This window comes from Pseudomonas sp. Pseusp11 (assembly GCF_047304405.1).
Lineage (GTDB): Bacteria > Pseudomonadota > Gammaproteobacteria > Pseudomonadales > Pseudomonadaceae > Aquipseudomonas.
The window spans coordinates 255176-278457 of record NZ_JBGLZF010000003.1; the positions used below are offsets into that span (position 1 = coordinate 255176).

Genomic DNA, 23282 nt, shown 5'->3' on the forward strand with positions numbered 1-23282 from the left:
GACGCTAGAGATTCTGGTCTGTACCCCTCATCTAAAGGTCCCGAACATGAGCCTTCACCTGATCATCGGCGACAAACTGTATTCTTCCTGGTCCCTGCGCGCCGCGCTGGCCCTCGACCTGACCGGCGCGTCCCACACCGAAGAACTGATCAAGCTGAACCAGCCGGATACCCGCGCACGCGTGCTCAAGCATTCGCCGACCGGGAAAGTCCCGCTGCTGAAAAGCGAACACGGCACCATCGCCGATTCGCTGGCGATTGCCGAGTACCTGGCCGAGCAATTCCCCGATGCCGGCCTCTGGCCCAAAGACACCGCCGCCCGAGCCCAGGCGCGTTCGGCTTGCGCGCAGATGCACAGCGGTTTCTTCGCCATGCGCGGCAACATGCCGTTCGACCTGAGCCACAATGCGCCTCTGTCGCCGACTCCGCCTGACGTTCAGGCCGAGATCGAGCGCATGCTGGCGTTGTGGGCTGAATGTCGTGCGGCCGCGACTGAAGCCGGCCCGTTCCTGTTTGGTGGCGCGACCCTGGCCGATGCGTTTTTCGCACCGATCGCCGTCCGCCTGCGCACCTATCAAGTGAAGCTGCCCGAGGTCGATGCAGCCTATGTCGAAACCATTTACCAATGGCCAGCTTTCAAGGCCTGGCAGAAGGCAGGTCTGGAGGAGGTCGGGCAGTGAAACGAGTACACGTGGCCGCGGCGGTTATCCGCGATAGCAACGGCAAGATCCTCATCGCTCGGCGTGCCGACACCCAGCATCAGGGCGGCTTGTGGGAGTTCCCCGGTGGCAAGGTCGAGGATAACGAATCCGTCGAAATCGCCCTGGCCCGCGAGCTTCACGAAGAGTTGGGCATCGTGGTCAATACCGCGCGACCGTTGATCAAGGTTCGCCACGACTACCCGGACAAGCAGGTGTTGCTGGATGTCTGGGAAGTCTCGGCATTTACCGGCGAACCCCATGGTGCCGAAGGCCAGCCTTTGGCCTGGGTGACTGCGCGGGAACTGCTGGACTACGAGTTTCCGGCGGCCAACCAGCCGATCGTCGCGGCTGCACGCTTGCCCGGCGAATACCTGATCACCCCGGATGGCCTGGAAACCCCGGCCTTGCTGCGCGGTATCCAGAAAGCCATCGCTGGCGGCATCAAGCTGATTCAGTTGCGTGCGCCCAATGGTTACGACCCGCAATACCGCGATCTGGCGGTGGACGCGGCGGGGCTGTGTGCCGGCAAGGCGCAGTTGATGATCAAGGGGGCGTTTGAATGGCTGGGGGACTTCCCGTCTGCCGGTTGGCACATCACTGCCGCGCAGTTGCGCAAGTACGCGGCGGCCGGCCGACCGCTACCGGCGTCACGCTGGTTGGCGGCGTCCTGCCACAACGCTGAAGAACTGGCGTTGGCCGAGCAGATGGGCGTGGACTTTGTGACCCTGTCGCCGGTGCAACCGACCCAGACGCACCCGGATGCTCAGCCATTGGGTTGGGAGCAGGCGTCGACCCTGATCGAAGGCTTCAGCAAACCGGTGTTTTTGCTGGGTGGGGTTGGCCCGGTAGAGCGGCAGAAAGCCTGGGAAGCGGGCGCGCAGGGTGTGGCGGGAATTCGGGCGTTCTGGCCTGAGGCTTGATTTGCAGTGCTGTGATCATTCCCACGCTCCGCGTGGGAATGATCAGTCGATCAGTTTGAAGGTTTCGCCGCAGGCTGCCATAAAATCTCGGCAATCCCCTGGCGCTTGGCAATCAACCGTGCCGCCACAAACAACAAATCCGACAACCGATTGATATACGCCAGGCCCACCCCGGCCAACGGTTCGATCGCATTCAACTGCTGACAACGGCGTTCGGCACTACGCGCCAGGCTGCGGCACACGTGGGCCTGGGCAATCAGCGCCGAACCGCCGGGCAGAATGAAATTCTCCAGCGGCCCCAGTTCTTCATTCCACACATCAATGGCCGCTTCCAGTCGTTCGATTTCTGCCGTGTTCAGTGCCTGATACACCGGCATGGCCAGTTCGCCACCGAGGTCGAACAACCGATGCTGGCAGGGCGCCAATACCTCGATCACTTCGCCAAGCCCGGGAAACTCGCCACTTTGCGCCGCCAATCCGGCCAACAGCACGCCCACCTGGCTGTTTAGCGTATCGACCTCGCCAATGGCCTCGATTCGCGGATGGTCCTTGGGCACCCGGCGGCCGTCGCCAAGCCCGGTTTCGCCTTTGTCGCCGGTGCGGGTGTAAATCTTCGACAAACGAAAGCCCATGGTTACCTCGACAGCTGATTGAGTTCTTGAGAGTTCACCGCAGTGCCCGACAAAGGCAGGCGCAAGGTGAAACAGGTGCCTTGGCCCAGCGTCGATTGCACTTCCATCTGGCCTTTATGGTTGTTGGTGATGATGAAATACGAGACCGAGAGCCCAAGGCCGGTGCCCTGACCGATTTCCTTGGTGGTGAAGAACGGTTCGAACGTGCGTTTGCGCACGCTTTCGCTCATGCCGATGCCGTTGTCCTCGACCTGGATTTCCGCCCACGGCGGATTCAGTTTTGTACGCAGAATGATCCGCCCCGGTTCGCGGTCGTCTGTACGCTGGTGAATGGCTTGCGCGGCGTTTTTCAGCAGGTTGAGCAGCACCTGCTCCAGTTCGTTGGCGGTGCCGGGTACCGGGCCCAGCGCCGGATCGAACTGGCGAATGATCGCCTGGCCCTTGAAGTCGAAGCCAATGGCCAGGTCGAAGTCGTTGCCGGCGATTTCCACCGCTTGATCGATCAGTGCCGGCAGGTCGCATGGCGCCATTTGCCGAGTGCTGCGGCGGCTGAAGCTGAGCATGTGGGTCACGATCTTCGCCGCCCGCGCGCCAGCCTGCTGAATGCCATCGAGCAGCTGCGGTACTTCACGCGCTTTCAGGTACTTATTGACCGTTTCCAGTTCGATGCCCATTTGCTCGGCCTGTTCGAGGTTCTTCGGCAGGTCGGGGGACAGACGTCGACGAATGTTCTGCACGTTGTGCAGGATTGCGCCCAGCGGGTTGTTGATCTCATGGGCCATACCGGCGGCGAGGCCGCCGACCGAGAGCATTTTTTCCGACTGCACCATCATCTCTTCCAGGGACAGACGCTGGGTGATGTCGTCGATCCGGATGACCACGCCACGTCCGGCACCGCCCATCAACGGGTAGAACGTCAGGGCGTAATGCCGGGGTTCGTCGTCCTTGGGCCAGGTAACGCGTTCGATCTTGGCCACCGTATGCTGCTCGACGGTTTGCTTGAGCTGCGGCAGGAATGGCTTGAGGGGTTTGAAGGCGAGAAAGATCGGCTGGTTCAAGGCTTCGTCCAGGCGCGTGCCGGACAGGGCGCTGGCCTCCTGATTCCATTGGGTCACGTAAAGCTGCTCGTCGAGGGCGATCAGTGCCGACGGCATGGAGTCGATGATGCTGTTGAGGTAGTTCTGAAAACCGGTGAGTTTTTTCTCGATCTTGCTCCGCACCTGAACTTCCAGTTCCAGCTTGCGGTTGGTGTGACGGGTTTCTTCGGCCAGCCCTTGGGCCTGGTCGTAAGCCGCCTGGGAATCGTCGCGGGCACGCTTGAGCTGCTGCTCTCGGGCCTCGATGCGCGAGAGCATGGTGTTGAACGCTTCGGCGAGGCTGCCGATTTCATCGTGGTTGCCGCGAGAGGCGCGCAGGGCGTAGTTCTCTTCCCGGGTGACTTGCCGGGACAGCTCTTCGAGCTGATGGATGGGGCGGGTAATCAGGCGTTTGATCTGCCGGGCGATCACCAGCCACAACAGCACGCTGAAGATCAGAATCCCCAGGCTGGCGGTCAGGGTCCCGGTGTAGAACGCCATCGGCAATTCGCTGCTGGCCACCAGCAGCAAATGCCCGGGAGCGGTGCCGGGGCGGGGCAGGGTGATCACTTGATTGCTGCGAAACTCCGTGGCTTGCCAGGCTTCGAGGTGTCGGTAGTGTTCTGGCAGGTTCAGCGTGTCGCCGTGTTGCAGCTGCGCCAGACGCGTACCCGTGCCGTCGTAAAGGGCTGCCGCACGCAATGGTGAATAACTGTTGAGTTCGTTGAGCAGGCGTTCGGCGTTTTGCGGCGACTTCAGGGCGTCGGACACCAGGCTCGGGTTGGACACCAGTCGGCCGATGGTCTGCAGGGCCTGGGGGGCCATGCTTTCCTGGGAGATGTAATACGCGGCACTGATAAAGGTCAGGTTGGCGACCAGCAAAACGGTGGTCAACAGCACCAGCAGGGCGGCCAGCAGTTTCTGGCCGACCGGAAGGTTTTCAAGGCGCTGGCGCAATGGCATCAGGTTCATCGCTGAAAAGGAACAAGTGGCCAGCGTAGCCGCTGCTCAGTCGCTGGGCAATCCAAGGCTGTGCAGATGAGCGATCAAGCGCTGCTGCAATTGATTGAGGTGGGGCAGGTTCAACTGATGCCGCGACGCAACTTTGCAGGCATGGCCCAACAGGTAGCTGATTTCGGTGCGGCGTTGATTGGCGACATCCTGGTACATCGAGGAGAAATTGGTCGCGGTCGCCTTGATCACCCGTTCGACTTCCTCCCGGAGGTTTTCGGCTGCCGCCGGCTGGCCGCAGCGCTCCAGCAGTTCGGTGAGTTCGGCGCACAGGGTGGCCACTTCGCACTGATGTTGCTGCAAACCGCCGTTGCGGCATTCGTGCAGGACGGTCAACGGGTTGATCGCACAATTGAGCGCCAGCTTGCGCCACAGCCTGGTGAGAATGTCGGTGCTCCACTCATGGGGGATGCCGGCGTCGCTCAAGTCCTCCAGCCAGAACGGTGCCACCGGATGGCCGGCATCTCCCAGCCAGGTGTAACCATGACCGGCAAACACCACGCGCCAGTCGCCATCGCGAAACGCGCCTTCGGTACTGGAAGCGAAGATGCAGCGGGCATGCGGGACTTGCGCGGCGACGGCGTCCTGGCTGCCAAGGCCGTTTTGCAAAAGGATCAGTTCGGCGTCCGGTGTCAGGCGGTGGGCGAGCTGGGCCACGGCTGTTACGGCGTCATAGGCTTTACAGGCCACCAGCAGACGGCTGATCGGCCCGTCGCTGTCGGCTGTTTCGCCGGGCACCGGGTACAGCTGCGCTTCGCCGTGCTCGACCAGCGTCAGCCCGCCCGCCGCCTGATAGGCCTGCAGGCGGGCCGCGTCCCGTACGATCAGCCTGACCGGCACTGAGGCCCGTGCCAGACGGGTGGCCCACAACGTGCCGAGGCTGCCGGCACCCAGAACGTGCCAAGGGGTCGACATCAGCTTTTTGCTCGGTTTGATGCTGGCATGTGAGGCTCGCAGTATCGGTTGGAAAAGACCCGTTATAATGAGCCCGATTTTAACCGCAAGCCAAGCGCGCTCCATCGTTATCGAGCGCGCCTTTTTATTGGAGAAATTACATGCCGTCGTTCGACGTGGTATCCGAACTGGACAAACACGAAGTCACCAACGCGGTCGAGAACGCCGTCAAGGAACTCGATCGTCGTTATGACCTGAAAGGCAAGGGCAGCTTCGAGTTCAAGGAAAAAGACCTGACCGTCAACCTGACCGCTGAAGCCGATTTCCAGCTCGAAGCGATGATCGAGATCCTCAAGCTGGCCCTGGTCAAGCGCAAGATCGACGTGCAATGCCTTGAAGTCAAGGATGCCTATGCGTCGGGCAAGCTGATGAAGCAGGAAGCGGTCCTCAAGGAAGGCATCGACAAAGAGCTGGCGAAGAAAATTGTCGCCCACGTCAAAGATGCCAAGCTCAAGGTCCAGGCTGCCATTCAGGGTGAGCAGGTGCGCATCACCGGTAAAAAGCGTGACGATCTGCAGGAAGCCATCGCCGCCCTGCGTGCCAAGACTTTCGACATGCCGCTGCAGTTCAATAACTTTCGCGACTGATCTTTCAAGCGGGAACCTCTCGGCGATTTCGACGTCCGAGGCCCAAGCAACGGCAGAAACGACCGAGCCTTATGGGTTCGGTCTTTCTGCCGCTCATTTTTTGCGTGCCGGGTAGCCGGAAATCAGGAGAAAGTAGATGGATTTGAATACTGAAGTGGACAACCTGGTCAAGGCGTCTCAAGCCTGGATTCCGATGATCATGGAATATGGCAGCCGCGTGTTGCTGGCGGTGATCACCCTGGCCATTGGCTGGTGGCTGATCAACAAAGTCACGCAAAAACTGGGCGGCCTGTTGGCGTTGCGCAACGCCGACCTGGCGCTGCAAGGCTTCATCAGCAGCCTGGCGAACATCATCCTCAAGGTGCTGTTGATCGTCAGCGTGGCGTCGATGATCGGTGTGGAAACCACCTCCTTCGTCGCGGCTATCGGTGCGGCCGGCCTGGCCATCGGTCTGGCCTTGCAGGGCAGCCTGGCGAACTTCGCCGGCGGCGTGCTGATTCTGTTGTTCCGTCCGTTCCGTATCGGTGACTGGATCGAAGCCCAAGGTGTTGCCGGTACTGTCGACAGCATCCAGATCTTCCACACCGTACTGCGCACTGGCGATAACAAAACCATCATCGTGCCTAACGGTAATCTGTCGAACGGCATCATCACCAACACCAACCGTCAACCGACCCGCAAAGTAGTATTTGATGTGGGTGTGGCTTACGAGGCGGACTTGCAGAAGGCCCGTGAAGTGTTGCTGGAGCTGGCCAAGGATCCGCGAGTATTGGCTGAGCCGGCACCGGAAGCGGTGATTTCCACACTGGGCGACAGTTCGATTACTGTTTCCCTGCGCGTGTGGGTGAAAACCGCTGACTATTGGAATGTGATGTTCATGTTTAATGAGCATTCGCGCGATCGCTTGAAGACTGCCGGCATCGATATTCCATTTCCGCAGCGGGTTATTCGCGTGGTGCAGGAATCGGCGGCGGTATAAGGATCAGTCGATCAACTAATGTCTGACCTTTTGGTCAAATATTTTGTGAGCCCCGATCCTTTAAACACAATGCTGTAGCCAATAAAAAAGGCCCATCCGAAGATGGGCCTTTTTTTGATTACCGCGAACTAACTTTCTGCAATTACAGAATGTTGAGCGGGTAGTCGGTGATCAGGCGGAACTCAGAGATATCGCCTTCGCCTTCGTCTGCGTTGGCGGTGTGCCATGCTTGACGGATGCGGAACGACAGATCTTTAGCTGGGCCGGACTGAATTACGTATTTAACTTCCACGTTGGTTTCGTGATGTTTACCGTCTGCACCGTACAGGCCAGCGTAAGGGCTGCCTGCTGGAGTGTTGGTGCCGTCGATGTCCCAACCTTTCACGTAACGGGTCATGAAGCTCAGACCAGGTACGCCGTATTCGGCCATTTTCAGGTCGTAACGGGCCTGTACCGATTTCTCGCCAGGGGCGTTGAAGTCGGAGTACTGGATGGAGTTGGCGAGGAAGATCGAGTCGCCACCGCGGTTGTTTTTACCCACGCCGATATAGTCGAACGGAGTATCGCCATTCACTTTCTGGAAGCCCAGGGTGATGGTGTGAGCCTTCAGGAACGAGAAAGCAGCAGCGAGGGAGTAGGCGGTGTTATTGATTTCGCCTGCTTTAGCGCTACCAGTGTCCCTGGTGTTGTAGATGTTACCGTCGAAGTTGATCGACTGATCGCCACCCAATGCGAGGGTGTAGTTCGCGTTGGCGTAGTACTGGTTCCAGATGTCTTCGAGCTTGGCACCGTAGAGCGACACGCTCAGGTCTGGGGTAATGCCGTACTTGCCACCGAAGTAGTCGATGGAGTTGGCTTTCACGCCAGCGTAGGTTGCCCACAGGTCGCCATCACGGGCATTTCGGTCCTGGCTGGTCGCCGAGTAGAAGTGACCGGCTTCGAGGTCAAGGTCTTTGACTTCGCTGCTCTGCAGTTGGAGACCGCTGGCGGTTTGGTGAAGGATGCGGGAACCGCCTACAGCGAACACCGGAGAGGTGCTTGGCTGCATGTCGCCGATTTTCAGCTCGGTCTTGGAGATGCGGAACTTGGCGGCAGCGCCGGCTTTGCCCTGGTTGTTTTCGACCTCGCCATCATTGCCCACGGGCATGTTGCCGGTACCCGAATACTTGTCGGAACCGTCCAGCTTAATGGCCAGTTGGCCCCAAGCTTCAACGCCAACACCGACAGTACCTTGGGTGTAGCCCGAGCTGTACATGCCCTGGATGCCCTGGGTCCAGTCTTTGTCATCGACGGCGCCGTCTTTCTTGTTACGGTTGTAGTAGTAGTTGCGAACCAGCAAGTCGAGCTTGCTGTCTTCAACAAAACCTTTGGCTTCTGCCTGGTCGCTTACGAAAGGTGCGGCTACTGCCAACTGAGTACTGGCTGCTGCTGCAACTGCCAGTGCGATCATGCTCCACTTCATCACGCGCATCGTGATTTGCTCCTTTGGTTTTTAGAAGAGTACTGCCGTCCCACCTGTTTTATTATCTGGGCGGCTCTTTCTTTTTGTGTCGGCGCAAACTTATATCACGCCGACCCTATTGGCGATACTTGCGCATCTAACCTTTCAGCTTCTTTACGACCCTGTCGCAAATGGCTTGATCAATGTCGCAAATTCACAATCCCGACACAATCGGACTGACAACTTCAGCGCTGTTTTCCAGGGCTTGAGCATCGGTAAAAAAGAGTCCTTGGTCCTGCACTTGAATCTCCATCGGGCAACCCTGCCACTGTTTTTATTGGTCTTCAGGCTTCCACTTCCAGCGGAGCGCTTATAGACGATACGGGTGTTAATGCAACAAGCGTGCACAAACCAGAATTCTGTTGCTGTTTTTTTCTGAAAGCCTGCCTGTTGCTGTTAAAGCCTCATAAAACCGGGGGGTTCAAGCTCGTTTTTCTTAGGCTTGACGCCATGCTTTGCATCGTGGTTACCACATCGGCGTTGCGGGGGTGACAACCAAAAACGTTACCGGTTCACCCCGCCAGTGAGTAATTGGCGGATGCTGACGCACTGAGCGTAGACGCGTTGTGCGGTTTTGGTGCAAAAAATTTTATTTTCTGTACTGAATTCACACATTGTCGCTTTGCCGTGGGTTCGATCCGCTCGTTATCTATGGGGCATTTCGGCTTTTTTTCTGTGGTGGCCGGGGCCGTCATGGTGCGTCCCGGATCAAAATGGCTCATGTCGGGGCGCCCGGAGGGCGGTGCCGGCGGCAGTTCATCGTGAAGCGTGTGGCGTTCGCAGGTATGCTGCCGTCCTGTCGCTTGGTGCGCCGTCTTTCGGTAGGGGCACTAAGCTGAAAAAAGATGACCAGAGGGGAGTGTGCGCTGTGTTCGCTTTAGATCCACGACTTCAACAAGACACGTTGCCAATCGGCGATTTCCCGCTCTGCCGGTTACTGTTGTCCAATGATTCGAATTACCCCTGGTTCATCCTCGTGCCACGCCGCGAGGATATCAGTGAAATATTTCAGCTGGATGGCGCAGATCAACAGCAGCTGTGGCGCGAAACGACTGAGCTGGCGGAAATCCTCAAGGACTCGTTCGACGCGGACAAGTTGAACGTCGCGGCCCTGGGTAACGTCGTCAATCAGTTGCACATGCATGTGATTGTGCGCAAGCGCGAGGACGCCGCCTGGCCAGCCCCGATCTGGGGCAAACAGGAGGCCAAGCCATACAGTCCAGAGCAGATCGCGACGATTCGCGAACGACTGCGTCTGGTGTTGACCGACGATTTCAAGTTTCTGGAGGGCTGAATCATGAGCCTGGACGAACGCGTTACCGATCTGGAAAGCCGGCTGGCGTTTCAGGATGACACCATCCAGTCATTGAATGATGTGCTGGTGGCGCAGCAGCGTGTGGTCGAGCGTCTGCAGCTGCAAATGACAGCGATGCTCAAGCGGCAGGAGGAAATGGTCGGCCAGTTCGAGTCCTTCGAAGAAGAGGCTCCACCGCCGCATTACTGAAATGCAGGGCATAAAAAAACCGCGAACAGCCTGGCTGCTCGCGGTTTTTTTTAGCCTTGAATCAGCGGCGCGGCAGTGCGGCGATCACATCTTCGGCTTGCAGGCCTTTGTCACGATTCATGACAGAGAACTCCACGCGCTGGCCTTCTACCAGAACACGGTGGCCTTCACCGCGAATCGCCCGGAAATGCACGAAAATATCATCGCCGGAGTCACGGGAAATAAAGCCGAAGCCTTTGGAGGTGTTGAACCATTTGACGGTGCCAGTATCGCGGTTGCTCATGTCATAGCTTGGCGCGGCGGCGGCCGGTGAAGATTTGTAGAAACTGATGGCCAGGTGCAGGAATACGGCGATCAGGGCAGCGACCAGGCTGAACAGAACGGCAGGTTGACCGGCGATGACAGGCATCGGGGCGATCAGCGTCAGGGTTTGCAGTACGACAGCCAGAACCAGCAAGGCGCTGACCAGGTTTTGCAATTGATGACGCGGGCCTTTGTTCCAGTAAGGGATAACAGGCGCAAGGGTGAGGTTGAGCAGGCCGAAAAAGGCCAGGTAAAGCGCATCGGGTTGTTGCAGGTAAGGTACCGCTTCGGATCGCAGGCTAGGGATGAAGGACAGCAGCAGGGCTGCTGCGCCCATTAGCAGGTGGACGATTTTCAACATTTTGATTAACTCACGTTAAGACGGATCACAAGGAAGAGCTGATAGAGCACGGTTCGCTTCAGAACAATAAGAGGCGTTGGGCACGTACCTGATATCAGCCTATGCGCAGCCCCCGGAAAATAGGTGGTAGCGACACACTGCCTATTTAACAGCAAAGCCTGCGGCTACTCAAATCAGGCGGTCCGGCGGCGCTTCCATTGGCATGGCGCGCGGATGACGCTGCCGAGTGTTATTCGTGCGCTGTGTTTCTCGGATCTTTCGCCTTTTCGTTGAGTGATGTTGCGTCAGTTTTCGTAGGAAATCGTCCGGCCTAGGACGAGCTCCATGATCGCCCCTCCGTTGTTGGCTTATCCTACGTTGATGGTCATAAAGTCATCTGGATATACCGTAGCGCCTGCGCTTTTATAAGGAAACGGAATATGGCCTTTACAAGCAGCAAGGATGACAAAGGAGTGTCAACGGTATGGTTCATGAAGACAGGCAAGGCGAGGGGAGGAACGGTCCACTCAAGGATATAAGGATTGATTCACTTGTCGGCGAATTCGATATGGGGCTGGCCCAGCCCTTATCCCGGTCGGTGCGTTTGAATGGTTTTGCGACCTGTTTGCGGCTTGAACAGGTCTATTGGGATATTTTGGGCGACATGGCCAAGGTCAATTGCTGTTCGGTCAGTGCGCTGTTGTCCCATGTGGACCGCGAAGTGCACTTGCGCCATGGCGGGGTGAAAAACTTCACCGGGCTGGTGCGGGTTGTCTGCGTCGTGCACAGCCTGAAGGAGGGCAGTTGCCCCGTCATGGCTTAGCGAGAGCAACTGAATGAGTCGAGTGTCGGTCTGTGCAGTCTTACGGCTGCACAGGCTGCATTTAATGGATATAATCCCGCTCTTTGCCGCAAAGCCCTGCATGCGCGGTAGCAATCTGATCGCCGAGACAACCCCCATGCCGATGTACGATTACCAATGTGCTTCCTGTGGTCATCAGTTGGAAGCCATTCAAAAGATCAGCGCAGCACCGCTGGTCGACTGCCCTGCCTGCCAGGCACCAGAGCTTAAAAAGATGCTGTCCATGCCCGGTTTCCGCCTCAGTGGCACCGGCTGGTACGAAACCGACTTCAAGACCGGTTCCAAGAAAAATCTGGCCGGTGGCGACAAAGCTGACTAGGGTCTAGCGCCCGGGTTGAACGACACGCGCGAGCTCTTGCATCATCTGGCACCTTATTCAAGTGCGGTGGTGCGGCAAGACCTCCACCCGAATTTCGAATTACGAGAAGTGAAACCACTACCATGATGCGCAGCCATTATTGCGGCCAACTGAACGAAAGCCTGGAAGGCCAGGAAATTACCCTTTGCGGATGGGTTCACCGTCGCCGTGACCACGGCGGGGTGATTTTCCTCGATATCCGTGATCGTGACGGTCTGGCCCAGGTGGTGTTCGATCCGGACCGTGCCGAGAGCTTCGCCGCCGCCGATCGCGTGCGCAGCGAGTACGTCGTGAAGATCACCGGCAAGGTTCGCCTGCGTCCGGTCGGTGCAACCAACGCCAACATGGCGTCGGGCATGATCGAGGTCCTGGGCTACGAGCTGGAAGTGCTGAACGAATCGGAAACCCCGCCGTTCCCGCTGAACGAGTTCTCCGACGTTGGCGAAGAAACCCGCCTGCGTTATCGCTTCCTTGACCTGCGTCGCCCTGAAATGGCCGAGAAGCTGCGTCTGCGTTCGCGCATGACGACCAGCATCCGCCGCTATCTGGACGAGAACGGTTTCCTCGACGTCGAGACGCCGATCCTGACCCGTGCGACGCCGGAAGGCGCGCGTGACTATCTGGTGCCGAGCCGTACTCACGCCGGTTCGTTCTTCGCCTTGCCGCAATCGCCGCAACTGTTCAAGCAACTGCTGATGGTGGCCGGCTTCGATCGCTACTACCAGATCGCCAAGTGCTTCCGCGACGAAGACCTGCGGGCTGATCGCCAGCCGGAATTCACCCAGATCGACATCGAGACCAGCTTCCTCGATGAAAAAGACATCATGGGCCTGACCGAAGGCATGATCCGCAACCTGTTCAAGGAAGTGCTGGACCTGGAATTCGGCGAATTCCCGCACATGACCTTCGAAGAAGCCATGCGCCGCTACGGTTCCGACAAGCCAGACCTGCGTAACCCGCTGGAACTGGTGGATGTTGCCGACCAGCTCAAGGAAGTCGATTTCAAGGTGTTCAGTGGCCCGGCCAATGACCCGAAATGCCGTATCGCCGCCTTGCGCGTTCCAGGCGGGGCGAGCATGCCGCGCAAACAGATCGACGATTACACCAAGTTCGTCGGCATCTACGGTGCCAAGGGCCTGGCGTACATCAAGGTCAACGAGCGTGCTGCCGGTGTTGAAGGTCTGCAGTCGCCGATCGTGAAAAACATCCCGGAAGCCAACCTGAACGTGATCCTCGATCGCGTCGGTGCGGTCGATGGCGACATCGTGTTCTTCGGTGCCGACAAAGCCAAGATCGTCAGCGAAGCCCTCGGCGCGCTGCGGATCAAGCTGGGTCATGACCTCGAGCTGCTGACCTGCAAGTGGGCGCCAATGTGGGTCGTCGACTTCCCAATGTTCGAAGAGAACGACGACGGCAGCTTCAGCGCCTTGCACCACCCGTTCACCGCGCCGAAGTGCACTCCTGAAGAGCTGGAAGCCAACCCGGCCGGCGCTTTGTCCCGTGCCTACGACATGGTTTTGAACGGCACCGAGCTGGGTGGCGGTTCGATCCGTATCCACCGCAAGGAAATGCAACAGTCGGTCTTCCGTCTGCTGGGTATCAACGAAGCGGAACAGGAAGAGAAATTCGGCTTCCTGCTCGATGCCCTGAAATATGGCGCGCCGCCGCACGGTGGTCTGGCCTTCGGTCTGGACCGTCTGGTAATGCTGATGACCGGCGCCCAGTCGATCCGTGAAGTGATCGCCTTCCCGAAAACCCAGAGTGCTGCGGACGTGATGACGCAGGCTCCTGGCGTGGTAGATGCCAAGGCGTTGCGCGAACTGCACATTCGTCTGCGCGAAACGCCAAAGGCAGAGTAAGGCTGACCGCAAAGGCGCATCCTGTGGGATGCGCCTTTTCTTTAGGTCGAGATTTTTTTGTTGCTGGCTGACACTCCCTGTGTGGCGGGCGATGTTACAAAGAGAAATTCGGAGCGAGTTATGGCGGGTCATTCCAAGTGGGCGAACATCAAGCACCGCAAAGAACGTCAGGATGCCAAGAAGGGCAAGATTTTCACCAAGTGGATTCGTGAACTGACGGTCGCTGCCCGTCAGGGCGGCGCTGATCCGGGCTCCAACCCGCGTCTGCGTCTGGCGCTGGATAAGGCGCTGGGCGCGAACATGAGCCGTGACATCATCGACCGCGCGGTGGCCCGTGGTGCCGGCGCTGCCGATACCGATGACATGGTCGAGCTGACCTACGAAGGCTATGGCCCGGGCGGCGTGGCAGTGATGGTCGAATGCATGACCGACAACCGCAACCGCACCGCAGCCGCTGTTCGTCACGCGTTCAGCAAGTGCGGCGGTAACCTCGGTACCGACGGTTCGGTGGCTTATCTGTTCGAACGCAAAGGGCAGATTTCCTTCGCGCCGGGGGTTGATGAAGACGCGCTGATGGAAGCAGCAATGGAAGCCGACGCCGATGACGTGGTGACCAACGAGGACGGCTCCATCGACGTGTTCACCTCGTTCGCCGGCTTCTATTCCGTGCGTAACGCCTTGGAGGCCGCAGGCTTCAAGGGCAGCGATGCGGAAATCGTCATGTTGCCGACCACCAGTGCCGAACTGGATCTGGAAGGCGCCGAGAAGGTTCTCAAGCTGATCGACATGCTCGAAGACCTGGATGACGTGCAGAACGTGTATTCCAACGCGGACATTCCAGAGGCGGTGGCCGCGCAGCTCGGTTGATGCATCGATAAAGATCGCAGCCTTCACCCGGCCCCTACGCTGTACCCGTAGGAGCTGCCGAAGGCTGCTATCTTTTGATTTTCAGCTTTTTAATTAAAAGATCGCAGCCTTCGGCAGCTCCTACACAGTTATCCTCAGCCAACCGCGATCTCTTTCTGCAGGCGTTATGACTTTAATTCTTGGTATCGACCCCGGCTCGCGTATCACCGGTTACGGCATTGTTCGCGATACTGGCCGTGGTTGTGTTTACGTGGCATCGGGCTGTATCCGCACCGGTGCTGGCGAGTTGCATGAGCGTCTGCAGATCGTCTATCGCGGCGTGCGTGAAATCATTCAGACTTATGGCCCGGTCACCATGGGCATCGAAAAGGTGTTCATGGCGCGCAATGCCGACTCCGCGCTGAAACTGGGGCAGGCCCGTGGCGCGGCGATTGTCGCCGGCGCCGAAGAGAGCCTGGAAATTGCCGAGTACACCGCAACCCAGGTCAAGCAGGCCGTGGTCGGCACCGGCGCCGCCAATAAAGAACAAGTGCAAATGATGGTCATGCACATGCTGAAACTGACCAGCAAGCCGCAAATCGATGCCTCGGATGCCCTGGCCATCGCGATTTGCCACGCTCACACCCGTTCCAGCCTGTTGCCCCATGGCTTGGGCGCGGCACGCAGTCGTGGCGGGCGCCTGCGTCTCTGATAGCATCAGCAATCATTTTTTGTGGGATGAGGGTTTTGCGCCTGTGTTGTCGGCGCAAAACCCTTGTTCTGTCAGTCGCCAGCACTGATCTGGCCAACGCTCAAGGATCTGAAACGTGATTGGACGCTTGCGCGGCACTTTGGCTGAGAAACAGCCGCCGCACCTGATTCTGGATGTAAACGGTCTGGGGTATGAGCTGGAAGTGCCCATGACCACGCTTTATCGCTTGCCGTCGGTCGGTGAACCGCTGACCTTGCACACCCATTTGGTCGTACGCGAAGACGCGCAGTTACTCTATGGCTTCTTCGGCAAGCGTGAGCGAGACTTTTTTCGCGAACTGATCCGTCTCAATGGGGTAGGGCCGAAACTGGCGCTGGCCCTGATGTCGAGTCTGGAAGTCGACGAGTTGATCCGTTGCGTGCAGTCCCAGGACACGTCGGCACTGACCAAGGTGCCGGGCGTCGGCAAGAAGACTGCCGAGCGTTTGCTGGTGGAGCTCAAGGATCGCTTCAAGGCCTGGGAAACCGTGCCGGCGATGTTCGCGCTGGTGCCAAACCAGCCAGGCGGGCCAGACGCGCCGGCTCCGGTGGCCACCGCCGAAAACGACGCGGTCAGCGCGCTGATTTCCCTAGGCTACAAGCCGCAGGAAGCCAGCAAGGCGATTTCCGCGATCAAGGAGAAAGGTTTGAGCAGTGAAGACATGATTCGTCGTGCCCTGAAGGGAATGATCTAAGTGATTGAAGCTGATCGTCTGATCGCCGCTACGGGTGGCCCCCGTGAGCGCGAAGAAGTCCAGGACCGGGCGATTCGTCCCGTCAGCCTGGCCGAATACATTGGCCAGCCGACCGTTCGCGAGCAAATGGAGTTGTTCATCCAGGCCGCGCGCGGGCGCAATGAATCGCTGGATCACACCCTGATTTTCGGCCCGCCGGGCCTGGGTAAAACCACCCTGGCCAACATCATTGCCCAGGAAATGGGCGTGTCGATCAAAAGCACCTCGGGGCCGGTCCTCGAGCGTCCTGGTGATCTGGCTGCATTGCTGACCAATCTTGAGCCCCATGACGTGCTGTTCATCGACGAGATCCATCGGTTGTCGCCGATCGTCGAAGAAGTGCTGTACCCGGCCATGGAAGATTTCCAGCTCGACATCATGATCGGCGAAGGGCCGGCCGCGCGCTCGATCAAGCTCGATCTGCCACCGTTTACCCTGGTTGGCGCAACGACCCGTGCCGGTATGCTGACCAACCCGTTGCGCGACCGTTTCGGGATCGTCCAGCGCCTGGAGTTCTACAGCACCGCCGACCTGGCAACGATTGTCAGCCGTTCGGCGAACATTCTCGGTTTGCCGCTGGACCCGGAAGGCGCCTTTGAAATCGCCCGGCGTGCCCGTGGCACACCGCGAATCGCCAACCGCTTGCTGCGCCGGGTCCGGGATTTTGCCGAGGTTCGTGCCAAGGGCCACATCACCAAACCGATCGCCGACCTGGCCTTGAACCTGCTGGATGTCGATGAGCGTGGCTTCGACCATCAGGACCGACGCCTGCTGTTGACCATGATCGAGAAGTTCGACGGTGGGCCGGTGGGGGTGGACAGTCTGGCCGCTGCGATCAGCGAAGAACGCCACACCATTGAAGATGTGCTGGAGCCGTACTTGATCCAGCAGGGCTATATCATGCGCACGCCGCGGGGGCGGGTAGTGACCCGGCATGCGTATTTGCACTTTGGCTTAAACATTCCGTCACGATTGGGCGAGATGCCCGTGGTAGACGAGTTCCTCGATGCCGTGGACGATTAATCACCTTTGCGCGCTGATTTATTCGGGGTTTGTGCTGTCCCAGGACGGTACTTTCGCCAGAAAGCCGCGAATCAATGAAAAACAGTTGCCTGGCCGGATTGGCAACCTGAGGAGTAAGCACTAGAGTATGCGCGCGCAAAACGGGCTTGAGCCGTTCGCACATCGTTGTCGCGTTTATTACGAGGACACCGATGCCGGCGGCATCGTGTATTACGTCAATTACCTCAAGTTTATGGAACGGGCTCGAACCGAGCGGCTCCGAGAGCTGGGCTTTGCCCAGTCGGCGCTGGCAGGGGAGGACCTGTTGTTCGTCGTGCATTCCAGCGAAGCGCGTTACCACGCGCCGGCGCGACTGGACGACGAGCTGCTGGTAAGCGCCGAAGTAATTGAATTGAACCGGGTCAGCCTGCGCTTCAAGCAGCAGGTCAGGCGGGCTACGGATAACGTGCTGCTCTGCGAAGGGCAGTTTCTGGTGGCCTGTGTGCGCACTAACAGTTTGAAACCCCGGGCCATTCCCGAAGCTCTACGTGCGGCCTTTGCCGACGTGAGCGGCGCGGGTACACACTCAAAGCAGGAGATAAAGCGTGGAAGCTAACGTCGTCGACCATTCCTCCATGTGGAGCCTGGTCAGCAATGCCAGTGTCGTGGTGCAACTGGTAATGCTGATCCTGGTAGCCGCATCGGTGACCTCGTGGATCATGATCTTTCAGCGCAGCAACTTGCTGCGCGCCGGTCGACGTGCCCTGGAGAGCTTTGAAGAGCGCTTCTGGTCCGGTATCGACCTGTCCAAACTCTACCGTCAGGCCGGCAGCAACCCTGATCCGGATTCCGGCGTCGAGCAGATCTTCCGTGCCGGCTTCAAGGAATTCTCCCGTCTGCGCCAGCAGTCGGGCGTTGATCCGGAAGCGGTCATGGAAGGCGTGGCGCGTGCCATGCGCGTAGCCATCTCCCGTGAGGAAGAGAAGCTCGAGCAGAGCCTGCCGTTCCTCGCCACCGTCGGTTCCGTCAGCCCGTACATCGGTCTGTTCGGTACAGTCTGGGGCATCATGAACTCCTTCCGTGGTCTGGCGACCGCCCAGCAAGCGACCCTGGCCACTGTGGCTCCAGGTATCGCCGAAGCACTGGTTGCTACTGCGATCGGTCTGTTCGCCGCTATCCCGGCCGTTATCGCCTACAACCGTTTTGCTGCCCGCAGCGAAACCCTGCTGGGCCGCTATTACACCTTCGCCGACGAATTCCAGGCGATCCTGCACCGCAAAGTGCACACCAGCGAAGAATAAGCAGGTAATTTCCAATGGCTTTAATCGCTCGAGCTCGCAAAAAGCGCAAGCCGGTTGCCGAGATGAACGTGGTGCCTTACATCGACGTGATGCTGGTACTGCTGGTCATCTTCATGGTGACCGCGCCGATGCTCAATCAGGGCGTGAAAGTTGATCTGCCCAAGGTTTCCAGCGAAGCCTTGCCGCAGGACAACAACACTCAGGTCCTGACCATTTCGATCAAGGCTGACAAGACCTACTACTGGAACCTTGGCAGCGAAGTCGACACCGAAAAGCAGCAGGACAAGGCCATGACCTTGCCGCAAATGACCGACGCCGTGACCAAGATCATTCGCGTTGGCAACGGTAACGGCAAGCGCACGCAGGTGTTCATTCGTGGCGACAAAACCGTCGATTATGGCGCCGTCATGGGCGCCATGGGCGGGTTGCAGAAGGCCGGGGTCGGTAATGTTGGCTTGATTACCGAGGCGCCCTGATGCAGCAACTGCGAGAGCCGTCCGCCTCGGAAAGCTACTTCTGGCCTAGTGTCTGGGCGATTGTCTTGCACGTGCTGGTGTTCGGCATGCTGTTCGTCAGTTTCGCCTTCACACCGGAGCTGCCGCCGGCCAAGCCGATTGTCCAGGCAACCCTGTACCAGCTGAAATCGAAAAGTCGGGCGACCACCCAGACCAATCAGAAGATCGCGGGTGAGGCGCAGAAATCTGCTGCGCGTCAGACCGAAGTCGAGCAGATGGAACAGAAGAAGGTCGAGCAGGAAGCGGTGAAGGCTGCGGAACAAAAGAAAGAAGAAGCGGCTCAAAAGGCCGAGGAAGCCAAGAAGGCCGACGAGTCGAAGAAAGCGGAAGAGGCGAAAAAGGCTGATGAAGCCAAGAAAGCCGACGAAGCGAAGAAGACCGCCGAAGCCAAAAAGGCCGAAGAGAAACAATTGGCTGATATAGCCAAGAAGAAAGCCGAAGAAGAAGCCAAAAAAGCTGCTGAAGAAGAGGCCAAGAAAGCGGCCGCTGAAGAAGCGAAGAAAAAGATCGTCGAAGACGCGAAGAAGAAAGCTGCGGAAGACGCCAAGAAGAAAGCTGAAGCGGAAGAGGCGAAGAAGAAAATCGCCGAAGACGCGAAGAAGAAAGCGACTGCCGATGCTGCGAAGAAGAAAGCGCAGGATGCGGCTCGCAAGTCGGTAGAGGACAAGAAGGCTCAGGCTCTGGCTGACTTGCTGTCCGATAAGACCGAGCGTCAGCAGGCTTTGGCGGATGAGCAAGGCGATGAAACCGCGGGCAACTTTGATGATCTGATTCGTTCGCGAGCATCTGAAGGTTGGGCGCAGCCACCGTCGGCCCGCAAGGGCATGAAGGTGATTCTGCAAATCAACATGCTCCCTGACGGAACGATCTCCGGTGTTTCGGTTGCTCATTCCAGCGGTGACGCGCCGTTCGACAGTTCTGCAGTCGCGGCTGTAAAAAATATTGGTCGATTGACCGAAATGCAGGGTCTGAAGCCAGCTGATTTCGCACCCTATCGTTCATTCAAGATGACATTCACACCTGAGGATCTAGCCTTGTGAGAAACCTTCTTCGAGGACTGCTTGTAGTCATGTTCTGCTTTGCAGGACTGGCCACGGCAGATGAAAAAAATATCCTGGTCAGCAGTGGCAGCTCCCAGGCAACTCCAATTGCCGTTGTGCCTTTCGGCTTCCAGGGCGGTAGCGTGCTGCCGGACGACATGGCTGAGATTATCGGTAACGACCTGCGCAATTCGGGTTACTACGCGCCGATTCCAAAGCAGAACATGATCAGCCAGCCAAGCCAGGCCAGCGAAATCATCTACCGTGACTTCAAGGCGGTGGGTGCCCAGTACGTCATGGTCGGCAGCATTGTTCCGGCGGGCGGTCGCCTGCAGGTGCAGTACGCACTGTTCAACGTCGCCACCGAGCAGCAAGTGCTGACCGGCAGTGTGTCGGGCGGCGTCGATCAACTGCGCGACATGGCGCACTACATCTCCGACCAGTCGTTCGAAAAACTCACCGGTATCAAAGGTGCGTTCTCGACGCGTCTGCTGTACGTGACGGCCGAGCGTTTCTCCGAGAAGAACACTCGCTACACACTGCAACGTTCGGACTACGACGGTGCCCGCGCCGTGACGCTGCTGCAATCGCGCGAGCCAATCCTGTCGCCGCGTTTCGCACCGGATGGCAAGCGCATTGCCTACGTGTCGTTCGAGCAGAAGCGTCCGCGCATTTTCATGCAGAACATCGACACTGGTCGCCGTGAGCAGATCACCAACTTCGAAGGCCTGAATGGCGCGCCAGCCTGGTCGCCGGATGGCAATCGCCTGGCATTCGTGTTGTCGAAAGACGGTAACCCGGACATCTACGTGATGAACCTGGGTTCGCGTCAGATCACCCGTGTCACCAATGGTCCTGGCATCAACACCGAACCGTTCTGGGGTAAGGATGGTTCGACCATCTACTTCACCTCCGATCGTGGCGGCAAGCCTCAGATCTATAAAACCAGCGCAGGCGGTGGTGGTGCGGAGCGTGTGACCTTCATCGGTAACTACAACGCTAACCCTAAACTGTCGGCCGATGAAAAGACCCTGGTGATGATTCACCGCCAGGACGGTTTCACCAACTTCAAGGTGGCGGCCCAGGATTTGCAGCGCGGTAGTGTAAAGATCCTCACTGATAGCACTCTGGACGAGTCTCCTACTGTTGCGCCCAACGGCACCATGGTAATCTACGCCACCCGCCAGCAGGGCCGGGGAGTCTTGATGCTCGTGTCCATTAATGGACGCGTGAGGCTCCCGCTTCCTACCGCACAAGGCGAAGTCAGAGAACCGTCCTGGTCCCCTTACCTGAACTGACGCGGCGCTATACGTTTTACTTAACACACTGGGGTTCATTAGGAGTTTCACGATGGAAATGCTGAAGTTTGGTAAATTTGCTGCGCTGGCTCTGGCCATGGCTGTAGCTGTAGGTTGCTCGTCCAAAGGCGGCGACAACGCCGGTGAAGGCGCTGTAGATCCAAACGCTGGTTACGGCGCTAACACTGGTGCAGTTGACGGCTCCCTGAGCGAAGAAGCTGCTCTGCGCGCAATCACCACCTTCTACTTCGAATACGACAGCTCGGACCTGAAGCCAGAAGCCATGCGCGCTCTGGACGTTCACGCCAAAGACCTGAAAGCAAACGGCGCTCGCGTTGTTCTGGAAGGCAACACCGACGAACGTGGTACTCGTGAGTACAACATGGCACTGGGCGAGCGTCGTGCGAAAGCCGTTCAGCGCTACCTGGTACTGCAAGGTGTTTCCCCAGCTCAGCTGGAACTGGTTTCCTACGGCGAAGAGCGTCCAGTTGCTACCGGCAACGACGAGCAGTCCTGGGCTCAAAACCGTCGCGTCGAACTGCGTAAGTAATTCGTCATGCGAACGTGCCGTCGTGCTGTAACTGTTTTGGCTCTCAGTCTCGCACCGCTTGCGGTGTGGGCTGCGGTTCCTGTGGTCGAGGACAACTCCGGCTATAACAATAGCGGGAGCAGTTATCCGCCTGCGGGTTACGGTACGAACGGCGCCTATGCCGGGGGAGGGGTTTCGGCCCCTGTCTCGGCACAGGGCGAGCTGTTCAACCAACTGCAATCGATGCAGGAGCAGATCTCGCGCCAACAAGGCATCATCGAGGTTCTGCAAAATGATGTAGCGCGCATGAAGCAAGAGAACCTGGAGCGATATCAGGATCTTGATCGGCGCATAGGAACCGGCGTTGCACCAGCCGCGACTCCTGATAATTCTTCCACCGGTGGCAATTTGAATGCCCCCGGTGCAGCAGCCGGCGCAGGTGCGGGAGCGGCTGCCGCTCAAGCCCCGGCCGCGGGTGGCGAACCGGCTGACCCGGCGAAGGAAAAACTGTATTACGATGCAGCCTTCGACCTGATCAAAGCCAAGGATTTCGACAAGGCCAGCCAGGCTTTCGCCGCATTCCTGCGCAAATACCCGAACAGCCAATACGCGGGCAATGCCCAGTACTGGTTGGGTGAAGTGAACCTGGCCAAAGGCGATCTGCAAGGTGCAGGTCAGGCATTTGCCAAGGTTTCGCAGTTGTACCCCAAGCACCCCAAAGTGCCTGATTCGCTATACAAGCTCGCTGATGTAGAGCGTCGTCTCGGTCATACCGACCGGGTCAAAGGCATTCTGCAACAGGTCGTGTCCCAATATCCGGGCACTTCCGCCGCTCAGCTGGCGCAACGGGACTTGCAGCGCATGTAAGCCTGTTTAGCCCGTTTTGAAGAAACCCGCGCTTGTCGCGGGTTTTTTCGTTAGAATTCATGCCCTTTTTATGAAACACGCTTTTTGGGATCTGCGCGTTGGCGGGGTTCCTTGAAGTGCCTGACGGAGGCGGACAGCCTGTTTAGCTGTTACGCCCGTGGCGACTATGCAAGACACATTGAGAATCACCGAAGTTTTCTACTCGTTGCAGGGTGAAACGCGGACTGCCGGGCTGCCCACTGTTTTTGTGCGCCTGACCGGTTGCCCATTGCGTTGCCAATACTGCGACAGCGTCTACGCGTTCACTGGCGGCACCATCCGCACGCTCGACGACATCCTCGAGCAAGTGGCCGGTTTTCGCCCGCGTTACGTCTGTGTCACGGGCGGTGAGCCCCTGGCGCAACCTAATGCCATTCCCTTGCTCAAGCAGTTGTGTGACGCCGGTTACGAAGTGTCGCTGGAAACCAGTGGTGCTCTGGACATCTCGGCGGTCGATCCACGGGTCAGTCGCGTCGTCGACCTGAAAACCCCGGGTTCGAAAGAAGCCCACCGCAACCGCTACGAGAACATAGAACTGCTCACGCCCAACGATCAGGTGAAGTTTGTCATCTGCTCGCGGGAAGACTATGACTGGGCCGTGTCCAAGCTGATTCAGTACGGTTTGAACGAGCGTGCCGGCGAAGTCCTGTTCTCGCCGAGCCACCATGACCTGAATGCACGTGATCTGGCGGACTGGGTGGTGGCGGACAATCTGCCTGTGCGTCTGCAATTGCAGCTGCATAAATATCTTTGGAATGACGAGCCGGGGCGCTGA

General features: G+C 58.3%; 26 protein-coding genes. 21 read left to right on the forward strand and 5 right to left on the reverse strand.

Annotated features, from left to right (window positions below; genetic code table 11):
- Window positions 1–46 precede the first annotated feature (46 nt).
- Window positions 47–679, forward strand: a complete 633-nt coding sequence (locus tag ACCC96_RS03895) for a glutathione S-transferase family protein (protein WP_413695046.1) — start codon at window positions 47–49, stop codon at window positions 677–679.
- Window positions 676–1620 carry a Nudix family hydrolase gene (locus ACCC96_RS03900; protein WP_413695047.1) on the forward strand — a complete coding sequence of 315 codons (945 nt, stop codon included), beginning with the start codon at window positions 676–678 and terminating at the stop codon, window positions 1618–1620. Before ACCC96_RS03895 ends, ACCC96_RS03900 begins: the two co-directional genes overlap by 4 nt.
- A 50-nt stretch (window positions 1621–1670) precedes the next feature.
- On the opposite strand, the gene ACCC96_RS03905 is transcribed toward ACCC96_RS03900, so the two are convergent.
- From ACCC96_RS03905 to ACCC96_RS03915, 3 genes are read right to left on the reverse strand one after another with little or no spacing between them, the layout of a single operon-like run.
- Window positions 1671–2252, reverse strand: a complete 582-nt coding sequence (locus ACCC96_RS03905) for a cob(I)yrinic acid a,c-diamide adenosyltransferase (RefSeq protein ID WP_019581489.1) — start codon at window positions 2250–2252, stop codon at window positions 1671–1673.
- A gap of 2 nt (window positions 2253–2254) precedes the next feature.
- Window positions 2255–4291 carry an ATP-binding protein gene (locus ACCC96_RS03910; RefSeq protein ID WP_026346057.1) on the reverse strand — a complete coding sequence of 679 codons (2037 nt, stop codon included), beginning with the start codon at window positions 4289–4291 and terminating at the stop codon, window positions 2255–2257.
- Window positions 4292–4336: 45 nt separating this feature from the next.
- A complete protein-coding gene (locus tag ACCC96_RS03915; RefSeq protein WP_026346058.1) occupies window positions 4337–5254 on the reverse strand; it encodes a putative 2-dehydropantoate 2-reductase in 918 nt (305 codons plus the stop codon).
- A 140-nt stretch (window positions 5255–5394) separates the two neighbouring features.
- Here ACCC96_RS03915 and ACCC96_RS03920 point away from each other — a divergent pair, with 140 nt between their 5' ends.
- The gene (locus ACCC96_RS03920; protein WP_018926510.1) at window positions 5395–5880 is read left to right on the forward strand and encodes a YajQ family cyclic di-GMP-binding protein; all 486 of its coding nucleotides are present in this window, start codon (window positions 5395–5397) and stop codon (window positions 5878–5880) included.
- 136 nt (window positions 5881–6016) lie between these two features.
- Window positions 6017–6859 (forward strand): mechanosensitive ion channel family protein, encoded by an 843-nt coding sequence (locus ACCC96_RS03925; RefSeq protein ID WP_019651431.1) that lies wholly within the window; start codon window positions 6017–6019, stop codon window positions 6857–6859.
- Window positions 6860–7001: 142 nt separating this feature from the next.
- Here the strand turns inward: ACCC96_RS03925 and ACCC96_RS03930 are convergent, their stop codons facing one another.
- Window positions 7002–8330, reverse strand: a complete 1329-nt coding sequence (locus ACCC96_RS03930; protein WP_413695048.1) for an OprD family porin — start codon at window positions 8328–8330, stop codon at window positions 7002–7004.
- A gap of 898 nt (window positions 8331–9228) precedes the next feature.
- Here ACCC96_RS03930 and ACCC96_RS03935 point away from each other — a divergent pair.
- Both ACCC96_RS03935 and ACCC96_RS03940 read left to right on the forward strand, forming a co-directional pair.
- On the forward strand, window positions 9229–9654 hold the full coding sequence (locus ACCC96_RS03935) for an HIT family protein (RefSeq protein WP_018926507.1): 426 nt from the start codon (window positions 9229–9231) through the stop codon (window positions 9652–9654).
- A 3-nt stretch (window positions 9655–9657) separates the two neighbouring features.
- Entirely contained in the window at window positions 9658–9864 is a 207-nt protein-coding gene (locus ACCC96_RS03940) for a SlyX family protein (RefSeq protein ID WP_413695049.1), read from the forward strand.
- Between the two features lie 61 nt (window positions 9865–9925).
- On the opposite strand, the gene ACCC96_RS03945 is transcribed toward ACCC96_RS03940, so the two are convergent.
- The gene (locus ACCC96_RS03945) at window positions 9926–10528 is read right to left on the reverse strand and encodes a cold-shock protein (protein ID WP_019651434.1); all 603 of its coding nucleotides are present in this window, start codon (window positions 10526–10528) and stop codon (window positions 9926–9928) included.
- A 463-nt stretch (window positions 10529–10991) separates the two neighbouring features.
- On the opposite strand from ACCC96_RS03945, the gene ACCC96_RS03950 reads away from it, so the two are divergent.
- The 15 genes from ACCC96_RS03950 (at window position 10992) to queE (ending at window position 23282) form a co-directional block, all read left to right on the forward strand.
- Window positions 10992–11330, forward strand: a complete 339-nt coding sequence (locus tag ACCC96_RS03950) for a ribbon-helix-helix domain-containing protein (protein ID WP_111454753.1) — start codon at window positions 10992–10994, stop codon at window positions 11328–11330.
- A 136-nt stretch (window positions 11331–11466) separates the two neighbouring features.
- A complete protein-coding gene (locus ACCC96_RS03955; protein ID WP_010457489.1) occupies window positions 11467–11688 on the forward strand; it encodes an FmdB family zinc ribbon protein in 222 nt (73 codons plus the stop codon).
- Window positions 11689–11810: 122 nt separating this feature from the next.
- A complete protein-coding gene (aspS, locus tag ACCC96_RS03960) occupies window positions 11811–13586 on the forward strand; it encodes an aspartate--tRNA ligase (RefSeq protein WP_413695050.1) in 1776 nt (591 codons plus the stop codon).
- A gap of 120 nt (window positions 13587–13706) precedes the next feature.
- Window positions 13707–14453: a YebC/PmpR family DNA-binding transcriptional regulator gene (locus ACCC96_RS03965; protein WP_018926501.1), complete on the forward strand. Its 747-nt coding sequence runs from the start codon at window positions 13707–13709 to the stop codon at window positions 14451–14453.
- Window positions 14454–14619: 166 nt separating this feature from the next.
- A complete protein-coding gene (gene ruvC, locus ACCC96_RS03970) occupies window positions 14620–15144 on the forward strand; it encodes a crossover junction endodeoxyribonuclease RuvC (protein WP_018926500.1) in 525 nt (174 codons plus the stop codon).
- 115 nt (window positions 15145–15259) lie between these two features.
- The gene (gene ruvA / locus ACCC96_RS03975; protein WP_019651438.1) at window positions 15260–15877 is read left to right on the forward strand and encodes a Holliday junction branch migration protein RuvA; all 618 of its coding nucleotides are present in this window, start codon (window positions 15260–15262) and stop codon (window positions 15875–15877) included.
- A complete protein-coding gene (gene ruvB, locus ACCC96_RS03980; RefSeq protein WP_018926499.1) occupies window positions 15878–16939 on the forward strand; it encodes a Holliday junction branch migration DNA helicase RuvB in 1062 nt (353 codons plus the stop codon). It abuts the gene before it with no gap.
- Window positions 16940–17066: 127 nt separating this feature from the next.
- The gene (gene ybgC, locus ACCC96_RS03985) at window positions 17067–17534 is read left to right on the forward strand and encodes a tol-pal system-associated acyl-CoA thioesterase (protein ID WP_007933231.1); all 468 of its coding nucleotides are present in this window, start codon (window positions 17067–17069) and stop codon (window positions 17532–17534) included.
- On the forward strand, window positions 17524–18219 hold the full coding sequence (tolQ, locus tag ACCC96_RS03990; protein ID WP_018926498.1) for a protein TolQ: 696 nt from the start codon (window positions 17524–17526) through the stop codon (window positions 18217–18219). The genes ybgC and tolQ overlap by 11 nt, the downstream gene beginning before the upstream one ends.
- A 23-nt stretch (window positions 18220–18242) precedes the next feature.
- On the forward strand, window positions 18243–18695 hold the full coding sequence (gene tolR / locus ACCC96_RS03995) for a protein TolR (protein WP_169342487.1): 453 nt from the start codon (window positions 18243–18245) through the stop codon (window positions 18693–18695).
- Window positions 18695–19774: a cell envelope integrity protein TolA gene (tolA, locus tag ACCC96_RS04000; protein ID WP_018926496.1), complete on the forward strand. Its 1080-nt coding sequence runs from the start codon at window positions 18695–18697 to the stop codon at window positions 19772–19774. Before tolR ends, tolA begins: the two co-directional genes overlap by 1 nt.
- A 29-nt stretch (window positions 19775–19803) precedes the next feature.
- Window positions 19804–21072: a Tol-Pal system beta propeller repeat protein TolB gene (tolB, locus tag ACCC96_RS04005; RefSeq protein ID WP_018926495.1), complete on the forward strand. Its 1269-nt coding sequence runs from the start codon at window positions 19804–19806 to the stop codon at window positions 21070–21072.
- Window positions 21073–21124: 52 nt separating this feature from the next.
- Complete coding sequence (pal, locus tag ACCC96_RS04010) at window positions 21125–21622, forward strand: peptidoglycan-associated lipoprotein Pal (RefSeq protein WP_003178634.1); 498 nt, start codon at window positions 21125–21127, stop codon at window positions 21620–21622.
- 6 nt (window positions 21623–21628) lie between these two features.
- On the forward strand, window positions 21629–22468 hold the full coding sequence (ybgF, locus tag ACCC96_RS04015; RefSeq protein WP_026331869.1) for a tol-pal system protein YbgF: 840 nt from the start codon (window positions 21629–21631) through the stop codon (window positions 22466–22468).
- Window positions 22469–22634: 166 nt separating this feature from the next.
- Entirely contained in the window at window positions 22635–23282 is a 648-nt protein-coding gene (queE, locus tag ACCC96_RS04020) for a 7-carboxy-7-deazaguanine synthase QueE (RefSeq protein ID WP_413695051.1), read from the forward strand.

Excerpts from the sequence above, each read along its gene's own strand:
- ACCC96_RS03895 (WP_413695046.1), top strand. The coding sequence starts at position 47 with ATGAGCCTTCACCTGATCATCGGCGACAAACTGTATTCTTCCTGGTCC.
- ACCC96_RS03905 (WP_019581489.1), bottom strand. The coding sequence starts at position 2,252 with ATGGGCTTTCGTTTGTCGAAGATTTACACCCGCACCGGCGACAAAGGC.
- ACCC96_RS03910 (WP_026346057.1), bottom strand. The coding sequence starts at position 4,291 with ATGCCATTGCGCCAGCGCCTTGAAAACCTTCCGGTCGGCCAGAAACTG.
- ACCC96_RS03915 (WP_026346058.1), bottom strand. The coding sequence starts at position 5,254 with ATGTCGACCCCTTGGCACGTTCTGGGTGCCGGCAGCCTCGGCACGTTG.
- ACCC96_RS03920 (WP_018926510.1), top strand. The coding sequence starts at position 5,395 with ATGCCGTCGTTCGACGTGGTATCCGAACTGGACAAACACGAAGTCACC.
- ACCC96_RS03925 (WP_019651431.1), top strand. The coding sequence starts at position 6,017 with ATGGATTTGAATACTGAAGTGGACAACCTGGTCAAGGCGTCTCAAGCC.
- ACCC96_RS03930 (WP_413695048.1), bottom strand. The coding sequence starts at position 8,330 with ATGCGCGTGATGAAGTGGAGCATGATCGCACTGGCAGTTGCAGCAGCA.
- ACCC96_RS03940 (WP_413695049.1), top strand. The coding sequence starts at position 9,658 with ATGAGCCTGGACGAACGCGTTACCGATCTGGAAAGCCGGCTGGCGTTT.
- ACCC96_RS03945 (WP_019651434.1), bottom strand. The coding sequence starts at position 10,528 with ATGTTGAAAATCGTCCACCTGCTAATGGGCGCAGCAGCCCTGCTGCTG.
- ACCC96_RS03950 (WP_111454753.1), top strand. The coding sequence starts at position 10,992 with ATGGTTCATGAAGACAGGCAAGGCGAGGGGAGGAACGGTCCACTCAAG.
- ACCC96_RS03955 (WP_010457489.1), top strand. The coding sequence starts at position 11,467 with ATGCCGATGTACGATTACCAATGTGCTTCCTGTGGTCATCAGTTGGAA.
- aspS (WP_413695050.1), top strand. The coding sequence starts at position 11,811 with ATGATGCGCAGCCATTATTGCGGCCAACTGAACGAAAGCCTGGAAGGC.
- ACCC96_RS03965 (WP_018926501.1), top strand. The coding sequence starts at position 13,707 with ATGGCGGGTCATTCCAAGTGGGCGAACATCAAGCACCGCAAAGAACGT.
- ruvC (WP_018926500.1), top strand. The coding sequence starts at position 14,620 with ATGACTTTAATTCTTGGTATCGACCCCGGCTCGCGTATCACCGGTTAC.
- ybgC (WP_007933231.1), top strand. The coding sequence starts at position 17,067 with ATGCGCGCGCAAAACGGGCTTGAGCCGTTCGCACATCGTTGTCGCGTT.
- tolA (WP_018926496.1), top strand. The coding sequence starts at position 18,695 with ATGCAGCAACTGCGAGAGCCGTCCGCCTCGGAAAGCTACTTCTGGCCT.
- tolB (WP_018926495.1), top strand. The coding sequence starts at position 19,804 with ATGTTCTGCTTTGCAGGACTGGCCACGGCAGATGAAAAAAATATCCTG.
- pal (WP_003178634.1), top strand. The coding sequence starts at position 21,125 with ATGGAAATGCTGAAGTTTGGTAAATTTGCTGCGCTGGCTCTGGCCATG.
- ybgF (WP_026331869.1), top strand. The coding sequence starts at position 21,629 with ATGCGAACGTGCCGTCGTGCTGTAACTGTTTTGGCTCTCAGTCTCGCA.
- queE (WP_413695051.1), top strand. The coding sequence starts at position 22,635 with ATGCAAGACACATTGAGAATCACCGAAGTTTTCTACTCGTTGCAGGGT.